Here is an 11,281-nt window from a genome sequence, read left to right as displayed (position 1 = left end):
TTTAATGAAAAAACAACTTTCCATAATCGCACTTACCTGTGCACTCGCAGCATGTGTACCTGCAAAAAAATACAATGAGCTTCTCGAAAAAGAAAAGATTTGCAGCGAAGAATTGAATAAGTACAAAACTTCAAGTATCGAAAATGAAGGAAAAGCGAAGGATTTACAGGTAATGGCTGATCAATTTCGTAAAGACATAATCTCATTAAAGAAAGATACTCTTGAACTGGGTTCCAATCTGCGTTTTCTTCAGACGCAATACGACCTGATGGTTTCACAGAACGAGGTTTATGAGCAAAAGCTCGATCAAATGCGAATGAAAGGAGCTAAAGAATCTGCCAACTACCAGGCTGATATTGATGCGAAGAATTTAGAACTTCAACGAAAGGAAGATGCGCTGAAGACTTTGGAAAGTGAATTGATAGCGAAAGAAAAGCTCCTCATCGAACGTGAAGAGCGTGTAACCGAGCTGGAAGAAATGATTAAGCGCAAAGATGACGCGATGAAACAATTAAAGACACGCGTCTCCACCGCCCTAAAAGGATTTGAAAATAAAGGTTTAACTGTAGTTGAAAAAAACGGGAAAATTTATGTCTCATTGGAGGCTAAATTACTTTTCGCATCCGGCAGTACAGTTGTAGAACCAGATGGAAAAAAAGCCTTGGTAGATCTGGCCAAGGTATTGGAAAACGAAAAAGACTTAGAAATCATTGTTGAAGGACATACTGACACAGACAAATTAGCAAGTGCCTCACATCCAAAAAACAACTGGGAGCTAAGTGTACTTCGATCTACCTCCGTTGTGGAAATAATGATTGGGAACAGTAAAATGAATCCAATGCAATTGATGGCTGCCGGGAGAGGAGAATATCACCCGGTGGATGTGAAAGACAAAGCTAAAAACAGACGCATTGAGGTAATTATTTCCCCTAACTTAAATGAGCTTTATCAAATCTTAGACGGAAAATAGATTCTAATTTTCAAGACCTTTATAGACTTTAGAATATTAAGATTAGTTAGCACTTAGGAGTCTTTAATGTCCTAAAATCTTAGTATTTTAATGTCTTAAAACACAGGTCATGGAACAAACATTGGTCATAGGAGCAACAACAAAAGAAGATCGATACGCAAACAGAGCCATTCGCGCATTAAGAAGTCGCAAATATCCGGTCGTTGCCTTCGGGCAAAAAGCAGGAACAGTAGAAGACGTAGAGATCGAAACAGAATGGGATCCTAATTGGAATATCGAAACAGTTACCTTATATCTGAATCCACAAAACCAGGAAGCATATATTGACAAGATTTTGGACTTGAAACCCAATCGGGTGATCTTCAATCCCGGAACTGAGAATCCGCGATTTATTGAAAAATTGAGAGCCGCTAAAATACATCCTGAAATCGGATGCACGCTCGTGATGTTATCAATAGGTACATATTAATTATAGAAAACCTTGCTTAATTGAAGCAAGGTTTTTTTTGAATATTCAACGTTCTTAAGCACAAAGGGAAATATGCTCCTTTAAAGCAGAGATAACAGTTTCTGCAATTAGACAATGAAATACATTTTTTTGGTCATTTGGAGCAGTCTCCAAAGCATTATAATAGCGTAAACGGTTTTCCAATTCTCCTTTAATATTTGCAATTGGATATCCATTTTGCATCAGAATAAAATTCATGATCAATCTGCAGGTTCTACCATTACCATCAATAAATGGATGGATTCTAACAATACGTTCATGCATTTCAGCTGCAAGAATTACGGGATGAAGCACTGGCTTATTCTGTTTGTAAAACACAAATACCTCTTCCATAAGCGGAAGTAACATATAAGGCTCTGGAGGCAAATAAGAACTCCCGGAAATACGAACTCCGATTGATCGGTAAACTCCTGCATTTTCACGATCTATTCCTTTTAAAATTAAATGGTGAATTTCTTTCAGAACACGTTCTGAAAATAGGGTCTTCTTCTGAATGAGCTCACTCAAATAATGAATAGCTTCTGTATGATTGATGACCTCCAAATGTTCCCGAACAGATTTCCCGCCAACGGTAATTCCATCATTCACCACTAAAAACGTTTCTTGCAAGGTCAAGGTGTTCCCTTCAATGCGATTACTTTCATAAGTATAATTCAGGTTGAAATATTCTTCCATTTTACGCAACTGAAGCTGGTTTAAAGGCTTTTTGGATGCCCAAATCCCCTGTAAACGCGAACACTCTTGCAATAATTCAGATAATTCGGAACTAATAAAGCTTTCCTGCTTTTTCTTAGAGAGTGTATTATATTTTACTCGCTTCTCAGCAAAACTCATTGCCTGGTCAAACAAATGATTGTCCTCTTCAAATAAAGCATAAATGCGTTCACCTAACCATATTGACCGAACGGTATCTTCATCCAAATTAAGATGCTCTATTAAAAGTGCTAAGTGTTTTTCAGAAGGTTGTCTATCCCCTTTCTCATATTTATTCAATAACGCAGCATCTATAGTTGACTGATACGACAATTCCTTCAATGTTAAATTGAAGTTTGTACGAGCTTCTTTCAGTAAATCCCCTAAATTTTTCATTATTGACATCTATTAAATAGACAAATTTAGTCAATTTTTCGGGTTAAAAAAAATCCCCGAATCACTTCGAGGAATTTTTTCACAAAATTAACATCGCATCGCCGTACGAATAGAACTTATATTTTTCTTTAATAGCTTCATGGTATGCTTCCATCATAAGGTCATGACCGCAGAAAGCAGAAATCATCATCAACAAGGTGGAAAGCGGTGTATGAAAGTTTGTAACCAAACTATCTGCAATACTGAAGTCGTAGGGAGGGAAAATGAATTTATTTGTCCACCCGTCAAACGCCTTCAACATATTATCTGTAGAAACCGATGTTTCAACCGCACGCATAGAAGTTGTTCCGATTGCACAAACACGTTTCTTGTTTTTCTTAGCTTCGTTAACAATATTCGCTGCTTTTTCGGTAATGATAACTTGTTCGGAATCCATCTTATGCTTTGTCAAATCCTCGACTTCAACAGAACGGAAAGTACCCAACCCAACATGAAGTGTAACTTCAGCAAAGTTTACTCCTTTTAACTCCAAACGTTTTAATAACTCACGAGAGAAATGTAAACCAGCAGTAGGTGCAGCTACAGCTCCTTCTTCTTTTGCATAAATCGTTTGGTATCTTTCTTCATCTGCTTCCTCCACATCACGCTTAATATATTTAGGAAGTGGAGTTTCTCCAAGTTCAGTAATCTTTGCCTTAAACTCTTCGTATGGACCATCAAACAAAAAACGCAATGTTCTTCCGCGAGATGTTGTATTGTCAATTACTTCAGCTACCAAAGAGTCATCGTCACCGAAATACAATTTATTTCCAATTCTGATTTTACGGGCAGGATCAACTAACACATCCCACAAAAGACTTTCACGGTTCAATTCTCTTAATAAGAATACCTCTATTTTAGCACCGGTTTTTTCTTTGTTTCCGTACATACGAGCAGGGAATACACGTGTGTTGTTCATGATCATTACATCACCTTCTCCAAAGTAATTAATAATGTCCTTAAACAAGCGATGCTCAATTTTTCCGGTGTCGCGGTGGACCACCATCAAACGTGCTTCATCACGGTTCTCACTTGGGTACTCAGCAATCAGTTCGTCCGGAAGGTCAAAACTGAATTCAGAAAGCTTCATTTTATTCATACAAGCTGTATTTTTAGCGCTTTAAATCAAAAGCGCAAAAGTATAAAAAATCAGGGGATTTACAAAGGTTGTTCTTCAATGAATGATATCCATTCTTCTACGGTCCTGGAATCTTTAATATCGTAAATTCCCGATTTGGTTCTTCTTAATGCAATCAGGGTTGCACCGCATCCTAATTTTTGCCCAAAATCGTGTGCAATGGAGCGAATATATGTTCCTTTTGAACAAGAAATCTCGAAATCAATTTCAGGAAATCTACTGCTATCCACGACAAAATCCATGATTTCAATTGTATTCGCTTTCAATTCTTTCTCAATACCTGCCCTGGCATAATCGTAAGCGCGTTTGCCGTCAATTTGCTTTGCGGAAAACAAAGGAGGAACTTGTTGTTGAACTCCTAAAAAAGTCATGCGAATCTCTTCCATCTGTTCTGTTGTTATTCCATGCGTATCTTTTTCAGAATTGAATTCGGTTTCCAAATCATAAGACGGTGTTGTTTTTCCCAACAAGAAAGTTCCCGTATAGGTTTTTGAATCCGAAGTAAGACCCTCAATCAGTTTGGTATGTTTTCCAATGCAAATAACCAATAGACCTGTAGCCAGCGGATCCAACGTTCCCGCATGTCCAACTTTTAGTTTTTTAACCCCGAGTCGTTGACGCAAATGCCAACGCAATTTGTTAACAGCATCAAAAGAAGTCCATTTCAAAGGTTTGTCCACCAATATGGTACTTCCTTGAGCAAATTCGGTAATCATCTTATAATAAGAAATAAAGCAACAATAAACTTCCGGCTACGATACGGTACCAGCCCCAGACTTTAAAACCATATTTATTCAGGATTCCGACAAAGAACTTAATGGCTAACATTGCTACGACAAAAGCAACAATGTTCCCAATAATGAAAAACCATAACGACTCACTTGAAGCAAAGATCATTTCATATCCTTTCTGTTCAAGTACAGGAGTGACTTCCCAATCTTTTAGGAAAACAGAATAGCACGTTACGGCAAACATCGTCGGAACTGCCAAAAAGAAACTAAATTCCGCCGCAGTTTTCCGGGATAAGCCTTGCTGCATTCCTCCTATAATTGAAGCTGCTGATCTGCTTGTTCCGGGCATCATTGCCAAACATTGCCAAAAACCGATTGTAATTGCTTTGCGAAATGAAATGTCTTCTTCCCGCAAAATCTTCGGGTTTTGAAAGAACCTGTCAATAAATATCAAAACGATCCCACCAAGGATCAAGGTGATTGCAATTGGAATAGGTTTCTCTAAAACACTTTCGATTAAATCATCAAAGAATAAACCTAAAACCAGAGCCGGAATAACTGCGAATCCCAATTTCAGGTAAAACTGAAAAGAGGTTTCTTTAAAGAATTTTTTCCAGTATAAAACAACAACCGCCAGAATTGCTCCAAATTGAATCGATACCTGGAACATTTTAATAAATGCACTGTCCTGAATCTCTGCGATAGAGCTTGCAAAGATCATGTGCCCTGTCGATGAAACAGGTAAAAACTCAGTTAGGCCCTCAATGAGAGCCAATATAATTGCTTCAAACCAATTCATGGATTATTCTTGAGAGTTGGAATCTTTTGCTTTTTTCATGATTCCGTAGATCATTACTACGAAACCTGCTACAATTAATATCGGAGCAACTGTAATGCGAACTGTAGAAAACAATTCTTTTTCATGAAACTCTGTCGGATTATCTGCACCACCGCCAATCATCAAGATATAGCCAATAATATTAATTGCCAAACCAATGAAAATGATTCGTAGGTTTTCTTTTTTAATTGGAAAGTCGAATTTATTGTTCATGATATAAATGAATGTGGGGCTAAATTAATATAAATCATCCAATTTCGCACGTAAATATTTGTTCAGTGCAAACCAGGTCGAAACAATTGTTAAAACACAACCAATCACAAGCAGTGAAGCAAAAAGCAACAGAATATCAATTAATTTCAAATCAATTTCAACTACATCCAGAACATTATTCAGAGCAAAAAAAACAGTCATTAAGAATGCCATTCCAATAATTCCGGAAACCAAACCCTGATAAATCGCCTGTTTCAGGAAGGGTCTTCTGATGAATCCGCTAGTAGCACCAACCAACTGCATCGTTTTGATCGTGAATCTTTTCGAATAAAGTGCCAAACGAATCGTATTGTTAATCATTGCAACCGCTATAATAATCAGCAAAGACGCAACCAGCAAGATCAGGAAAACAAACTGCTTAAAACCAAGGTTTACTTCTTCCAATGCTACTTTGTCGTAATTAACTTCAGCTAGCATATCCCCGTATTTAGTAGTGAGGCGTTCTTCAATTTCTTTCATTCCTTTTTTCGTCACATAAGAACTAACCGGTCTGAAATTAATGGTTGGAGGAAGTGGGTTTTCACCTTCAAAAATTGCAAGTATCTCATCTGAATTCTGATCTGCACCTTTAAATTCTTCAATTGCCCGTTCAGGAGAAACAAAAACCACTTCTTTGAAACAATCCCACGATTTCAATTCTTGTTCTACCTGTTTAATATCTTCGGTATTGTATTCGGATTTAAAGAACAAATCACCGTGCAGATTTTCCCGGGCTTGTTTCTGCAGTGAATCCAATCCGATTACACCTGCCAAAACCAAACCTATCATAAACAGAACCAACGAAATTCCAATCACGGTTGAAATGTAACTAGTTCGTAGCCCCTTCTTTCCTGTCTTTTCGATTCCTTTACTCATCTATGCGAAATTACACTTTTTAGTTACATCCTTTTTTATTAATTTGAGAAGCTATTAACGAAGAAATGAACAAATGTTTCGTCGATTTATCAATTCACTACCACGGTAAGCGAATTAGTGTATATTTAACTCAACTTTAATTAAGATTCACATGAAAAGAACATTTTTTTACGCAGCATCGCTTGCATTTATTGGTTTCGGAATGACTGCATGCGGAGCTTCAACAGAAGACACCGCTGAAGACACGGCAGTAACTTACCTGTTAAACGAAGAAGCAACGACTTTAAAGTGGAAAGGTACTTATGCAGGGGACGGACACTCTCACAACGGAACTGTAAAAATTTCGGAAGGATCTATAAGCTATAAAGGTGATACGTTCGAATCCGGAAGCTTTATAGTAGATATGAAAACAATTGAAAGCGAATTGACCCCGGAAACAGGCGCGAATGATTTAAAGGAATCCATTAGCGGTCCTGGATTGTTCAACACTGCACAATTTCCAAACGTGGAAGTAATTGTAAACAGTATTTCCGATACGGAAATCAATGCTACGCTGAAGGTTGGCGGTAAAGAAGTTCCTGCAAAGATGCCTGTGAAAGTTAAAAGAACGGATAAAAAACTTACTGCAAAAGGAAAATTCATTATTGATTTTTCTGCAATGAATGCAGAAGGCTTCCAGCCCGGTAAAGAGAAAGGCAAAGAGAATCAATACATCAAACCAGGGGTAGATTTTGATCTGAACTTAGTTATGAAAGCCGAAAAAACAAGAGAATAAGCTTATTTAAACTTAATGAGAGGCTTCCAAATTAAAGGAAGCCTTTTTTGTTTCTTTATATAAGCCAATCCTTAACAACTATAAGAAATAGCGCGCATTTTTCACACATTCGGTTTTTTATTTAAAAAATTGTGATTATTTAATTACAGCAGATCGATAGAATGATTTTTGAGTTATTTTTGCCAACAAATTAATTCTCAGATGAACGTTTTCAAATTTGGTGGAGCTTCCGTGAAAGACGCCAATGCAGTAAGGAATGTATCTCACATTCTTTCCCTTTTCCCTAAAGACCAACTGATTGTTGTAGTATCCGCAATGGGTAAGACAACCAACGCAATGGAAGAAATTGTGGATTCTTTGTGGAGCAGAAATGAAAAACGTTACATGGAACTGATTGAAGACCGCTATCAATTCCATCAATTGATCGTTGCGGAATTATTTCATGAAAAGCATTATTTCATTTATCAGCAAATGGAAGAATTGTTTGAATCGCTGAAAAAACGTTACCATCTTCCGATTTCAGATAATTACAATTTTGAATACGACCAGATTGTATCCTTAGGTGAGGTGCTTTCAACGATGATCGTGGAAGCTTTTATGAAGGAAGAAGGACACGCAACAGTCTGGGTTGATTGCAGAAAGATCATTCGCACGAATCACGAATACAGAGAAGCTGAAGTTGATTGGGCAAAAACAGAAGCTCTTGTGAATGAACGTTTGTTGCCTCTATTCAAAGAAAAACGGATTGCTGTCACACAGGGTTTTATCGGTCACACTTCTGAAGGATTCACCACAACACTTGGAAGAGAAGGCTCTGACTTTACAGCCGGAATTCTGGCATATTGCACAAATGCAAATGGAGTGACTATCTGGAAAGATGTTCCGGGAATGTTGAACGCAGATCCGAAATGGTTCGATGACACCATCAAACTTGAAAAGATTTCTTTTAAAGAAGCTATTGAGCTTTCTTACTATGGAGCAAGTGTGATTCATCCAAAAACAATCAAACCACTTCAAAATAAAGGGATTCCCTTATATGTAAAATCTTTTATTGAGCCGAATGCTGAAGGAACCGTAATCCAGGAATCAACCGATTACGATCACCTGGTACCTTCTTTCATTTTCAAAATGGACCAGGTATTGATGTCATTCACCCCGAAAGATTTCTCATTTATTGTAGAGGAAAACTTAGGCGACATATTCCAGCAGCTGGCATTTTTCGGTGTAAAAATCAATTTGATGCAAAATTCTGCCTTAAGTTTTTCCATTTTATTTGACCGCTCAAAAACGGACCCGATGAAACTGGTAGAGAAATTCAAAGACCAATACTCCATCCGCTACAATGAAGGATTAGAATTGGTTACCATCCGGCATTACGATCAGGCAACAATCGATAGGGTTACAATCTCCAAAGAAATTCTCCTGGAACAAAGAACACGGCAAACCATTCGAATGGTTATGAAAAACAAATAATTTCCCAATCCCTTCCGCAGCGCAGAAGGGATTTTTTGTAACCAATCAAAACAGGCTCCATTATTAACTTTGAAACTTATGAAAGGACTTTTACATTCACTTTTCATCCTCGTACCTATTCTTTCGTTCTCTCAAGCGAAAACAAGCACAGATTCAATGTCTTTCTACTTTGAATTCAATAGTCACGAGATCAGCCTTCAAAACAAACGCAACACAGAAACGAAGACCAAACTTTCAAAACTCAGGAATCAATTCCTTGTTTTACGGGCGTACACAGATTCAACAGGTTCAAAAGAATACAACCTTAAACTGGCAGAAACACGTTTGTCGTCCACCAATAAATGGCTGAAGGAGAACTTCCCTGGACAATTTTCCATACGTACAGAAATTGCACTTGGTGAAGACCTTTCTTCGAAATCAGACGCAGATAAAAGACGGGTTGACATCCTGGTCTCAAGTTCTCAAACAACTCCCAGTAACAGCAAGACCCGAAGTTTCGAATTGGGAGTCCCGATCCAGTTAGAGATTCAGTTTGTCTACGGACGCGATGAGGTTCTCAAAAGTTCGTATGGTGATATTCAATTTCTCATGGAAACACTCCAGGCTGACAAGTCCTTAAACGTAACACTCGCCGGTCATGTTTGTTGCGGAACAGACGGTCAAAACCTTTCCGGGAAACGTGCAGAACGAATCAAACAAATTCTGGTAATGGAAGGAAATATTTCCGGAAGCAGGATCACTGCAATTGGATTCGGCAATAAGAAGCCTTTGTTTGTTGAAGACTCCGAAGAACATAGACAGGCAAACAGAAGAGTGGAAGCCACATTCTATAAAAAACAATAGGCACGCGATTAATGGCGTGCCTACTGTTTTATGACATTTATTTTATGAATTTCCTTTTAATGATTTGACCGATTTGATTGATTTCGCCATTAAATCGATTATTATCTTTTCAAAGCCATCATCCCTGCTTCTGAAAACATAAGTGATTCCATCAATTACTTTCTGTCCGTAAACATGATAGGTCTTATGTTCAACTCCTACTGAACGGGAAGCTCCCTTTTTTCCATCTACTTTTAACTCGCGTTCGTATAGGATGAAATCGGGCTCATCCACTATATATTTGATCTTATAGAAATTCAAACCCGCCAAACGTTTTTTCTCCGAAGAAACCATCTCGCGATCAGAACCCCAATCATCAATAATCATATGAAAGTTTGGACCAACCATTAACTCCCACTTGAAATCATCTTCCACATGCACTATTTCAGGCTGTGTCGATGCACCGATATTCGCGGTTTCATCCGGAAGCATGATCATAATCGGAATATCATATGGCTTCATGGAAAACCCCTGGAATTCATACAATTCTTCGTCTGTCAATTCTTTACTTTCCTCTGAATCACCACAGCGAACCGCAACCAAGGACACCGCTAAAAGCAATAAAAAGATTGAAATTTTTTTCATACCTATTTTTAATAATCCATGTATATAGACTCCAAATGGAGAAGTAATTAGGACAAATATAGTTTTTTTATCAATTTTGGATTAAAATTGACGGTTCCATTTAATGTTAGTTTATCATTATTGAATCGAATCAATTCGTTTAGATTGTTAAGTAATTCATATGGCAGGATATAAAATCCGGGATTTAGAAATTCTGACTGGAATCAAAGCACATACAATAAGGATGTGGGAAAAAAGATATGGACTGCTGACACCTCAAAGGACAGATACACAAATAAGAACTTATTCCGACAAAGAACTTTTACTCCTTTTAAATGTCTCACTTTTAAATAAAAAAGGATATAAAATTTCACGAATTGCCGGAATGAATCCGGAACAAATCTTTGATGCCTCTAAATCACTGCAGGACCAGGGAGACACAGACACAGCCATAGATCAATTTATTCTTTGTGTCCTGCAACTTGACGAGCGGCTTTTCCAGCGAACCTTCCACGAATTAACTCAAAAAACCAGTTTGTCCATTGTTTTCTCAGAACATATCATTCCTTTTCTTCAGCGAATCGGAATTATGTGGCTGGTAGGAACAATTAATCCGGCGCAAGAACATTTCATTTCGAATTTAATCCGGCAAAAAATCATTGCAGCTATTGATGCATTGCCTGTTCCCGATTCAAAACAACCCAAAATCATTCTCTATCTGCCTGAACACGAATGGCATGAAATAAGTCTCCTGATTTATCATTATCACCTCCGGGCTAATGGTCAGAACAGTATTTATCTCGGACAGGCTCTGCCTTATGATTCTTTGCTTCAAACAGTAACAATCCTGAAACCGCAATTAATAATATCCAGCTGGCTAACCGCCATCGAACCCCAAAGTATCCTGGATTATTTTAAACAAATTCAAAAAGACCTCAGTTCGTTAACTATTATGGCGGGCGGTTATCAAATAGACCAACTGGAATCCTTGCTTCCAAAAACAATTAAACGAATCCAAAAACTTTCGGATTTGGAAAATCCTCTTTAACTCAATTCATTTTTGTTTAATCTTTTTATATATTTGTTAAACAATAAAGAGGCATTCTGTTGAATCAATTTAAATTGTATATTTCAATGCAGGTAAGA

13 protein-coding genes are annotated in these 11,281 nt (G+C 37.6%); 6 read left to right on the top strand and 7 right to left on the bottom strand.

Annotated elements, in window-relative coordinates; genetic code table 11:
• Positions 1–4: 4 nt before the first annotated feature.
• Complete coding sequence (locus K0S23_RS09345) at positions 5–970, top strand: OmpA family protein (protein ID WP_300356483.1); 966 nt, start codon at positions 5–7, stop codon at positions 968–970.
• A 109-nt stretch (positions 971–1,079) separates the two neighbouring features.
• Positions 1,080–1,439 carry a CoA-binding protein gene (locus tag K0S23_RS09340; protein ID WP_300356481.1) on the top strand — a complete coding sequence of 120 codons (360 nt, stop codon included), beginning with the start codon at positions 1,080–1,082 and terminating at the stop codon, positions 1,437–1,439.
• Positions 1,440–1,493: 54 nt separating this feature from the next.
• Here the strand turns inward: K0S23_RS09340 and K0S23_RS09335 are convergent, their stop codons facing one another.
• The 6 genes from K0S23_RS09335 to K0S23_RS09310 all read right to left on the bottom strand — a co-directional run bounded on the left by K0S23_RS09335 (position 1,494) and on the right by K0S23_RS09310 (position 6,441).
• Positions 1,494–2,567 carry a Fic family protein gene (locus tag K0S23_RS09335; RefSeq protein WP_300356479.1) on the bottom strand — a complete coding sequence of 358 codons (1,074 nt, stop codon included), beginning with the start codon at positions 2,565–2,567 and terminating at the stop codon, positions 1,494–1,496.
• A 79-nt stretch (positions 2,568–2,646) separates the two neighbouring features.
• Complete coding sequence (queA, locus tag K0S23_RS09330) at positions 2,647–3,696, bottom strand: tRNA preQ1(34) S-adenosylmethionine ribosyltransferase-isomerase QueA (RefSeq protein WP_300356892.1); 1,050 nt, start codon at positions 3,694–3,696, stop codon at positions 2,647–2,649.
• A gap of 68 nt (positions 3,697–3,764) precedes the next feature.
• On the bottom strand, positions 3,765–4,460 hold the full coding sequence (truB, locus tag K0S23_RS09325) for a tRNA pseudouridine(55) synthase TruB (protein WP_300356477.1): 696 nt from the start codon (positions 4,458–4,460) through the stop codon (positions 3,765–3,767).
• Between the two features lies 1 nt (position 4,461).
• A complete protein-coding gene (locus tag K0S23_RS09320; protein WP_300356475.1) occupies positions 4,462–5,274 on the bottom strand; it encodes an undecaprenyl-diphosphate phosphatase in 813 nt (270 codons plus the stop codon).
• 3 nt (positions 5,275–5,277) lie between these two features.
• Positions 5,278–5,526 (bottom strand): DUF3098 domain-containing protein, encoded by a 249-nt coding sequence (locus K0S23_RS09315; RefSeq protein ID WP_300356473.1) that lies wholly within the window; start codon positions 5,524–5,526, stop codon positions 5,278–5,280.
• A 24-nt stretch (positions 5,527–5,550) separates the two neighbouring features.
• The gene (locus tag K0S23_RS09310) at positions 5,551–6,441 is read right to left on the bottom strand and encodes a permease-like cell division protein FtsX (protein ID WP_300356471.1); all 891 of its coding nucleotides are present in this window, start codon (positions 6,439–6,441) and stop codon (positions 5,551–5,553) included.
• Between the two features lie 151 nt (positions 6,442–6,592).
• Here K0S23_RS09310 and K0S23_RS09305 point away from each other — a divergent pair, with 151 nt between their 5' ends.
• From K0S23_RS09305 to K0S23_RS09295, 3 genes are all read left to right on the top strand, one after another.
• The gene (locus K0S23_RS09305) at positions 6,593–7,216 is read left to right on the top strand and encodes a YceI family protein (protein WP_300356469.1); all 624 of its coding nucleotides are present in this window, start codon (positions 6,593–6,595) and stop codon (positions 7,214–7,216) included.
• A gap of 201 nt (positions 7,217–7,417) precedes the next feature.
• Positions 7,418–8,689: an aspartate kinase gene (locus K0S23_RS09300; RefSeq protein ID WP_300356467.1), complete on the top strand. Its 1,272-nt coding sequence runs from the start codon at positions 7,418–7,420 to the stop codon at positions 8,687–8,689.
• Positions 8,690–8,767: 78 nt separating this feature from the next.
• Positions 8,768–9,532: an OmpA family protein gene (locus K0S23_RS09295; RefSeq protein ID WP_300356465.1), complete on the top strand. Its 765-nt coding sequence runs from the start codon at positions 8,768–8,770 to the stop codon at positions 9,530–9,532.
• Positions 9,533–9,574: 42 nt separating this feature from the next.
• On the opposite strand, the gene K0S23_RS09290 is transcribed toward K0S23_RS09295, so the two are convergent.
• Entirely contained in the window at positions 9,575–10,156 is a 582-nt protein-coding gene (locus K0S23_RS09290; RefSeq protein ID WP_300356463.1) for a hypothetical protein, read from the bottom strand.
• A gap of 160 nt (positions 10,157–10,316) precedes the next feature.
• On the opposite strand from K0S23_RS09290, the gene K0S23_RS09285 reads away from it, so the two are divergent.
• The gene (locus K0S23_RS09285; RefSeq protein WP_300356461.1) at positions 10,317–11,183 is read left to right on the top strand and encodes a MerR family transcriptional regulator; all 867 of its coding nucleotides are present in this window, start codon (positions 10,317–10,319) and stop codon (positions 11,181–11,183) included.
• Positions 11,184–11,281 lie beyond the last annotated feature (98 nt).

Origin of the sequence: Fluviicola sp. (assembly GCF_029266855.1) — a bacterium.
GTDB lineage: Bacteria > Bacteroidota > Bacteroidia > Flavobacteriales_D > Crocinitomicaceae > Fluviicola.
This window is presented reverse-complemented; position numbering and strand designations above follow the sequence as displayed.

Excerpts from the sequence above, each read along its gene's own strand:
- K0S23_RS09345 (WP_300356483.1), top strand. The coding sequence starts at position 5 with ATGAAAAAACAACTTTCCATAATCGCACTTACCTGTGCACTCGCAGCA.
- K0S23_RS09340 (WP_300356481.1), top strand. The coding sequence starts at position 1,080 with ATGGAACAAACATTGGTCATAGGAGCAACAACAAAAGAAGATCGATAC.
- K0S23_RS09335 (WP_300356479.1), bottom strand. The coding sequence starts at position 2,567 with ATGAAAAATTTAGGGGATTTACTGAAAGAAGCTCGTACAAACTTCAAT.
- queA (WP_300356892.1), bottom strand. The coding sequence starts at position 3,696 with ATGAAGCTTTCTGAATTCAGTTTTGACCTTCCGGACGAACTGATTGCT.
- truB (WP_300356477.1), bottom strand. The coding sequence starts at position 4,460 with ATGATTACCGAATTTGCTCAAGGAAGTACCATATTGGTGGACAAACCT.
- K0S23_RS09320 (WP_300356475.1), bottom strand. The coding sequence starts at position 5,274 with ATGAATTGGTTTGAAGCAATTATATTGGCTCTCATTGAGGGCCTAACT.
- K0S23_RS09315 (WP_300356473.1), bottom strand. The coding sequence starts at position 5,526 with ATGAACAATAAATTCGACTTTCCAATTAAAAAAGAAAACCTACGAATC.
- K0S23_RS09310 (WP_300356471.1), bottom strand. The coding sequence starts at position 6,441 with ATGAGTAAAGGAATCGAAAAGACAGGAAAGAAGGGGCTACGAACTAGT.
- K0S23_RS09305 (WP_300356469.1), top strand. The coding sequence starts at position 6,593 with ATGAAAAGAACATTTTTTTACGCAGCATCGCTTGCATTTATTGGTTTC.
- K0S23_RS09300 (WP_300356467.1), top strand. The coding sequence starts at position 7,418 with ATGAACGTTTTCAAATTTGGTGGAGCTTCCGTGAAAGACGCCAATGCA.
- K0S23_RS09295 (WP_300356465.1), top strand. The coding sequence starts at position 8,768 with ATGAAAGGACTTTTACATTCACTTTTCATCCTCGTACCTATTCTTTCG.
- K0S23_RS09290 (WP_300356463.1), bottom strand. The coding sequence starts at position 10,156 with ATGAAAAAAATTTCAATCTTTTTATTGCTTTTAGCGGTGTCCTTGGTT.
- K0S23_RS09285 (WP_300356461.1), top strand. The coding sequence starts at position 10,317 with ATGGCAGGATATAAAATCCGGGATTTAGAAATTCTGACTGGAATCAAA.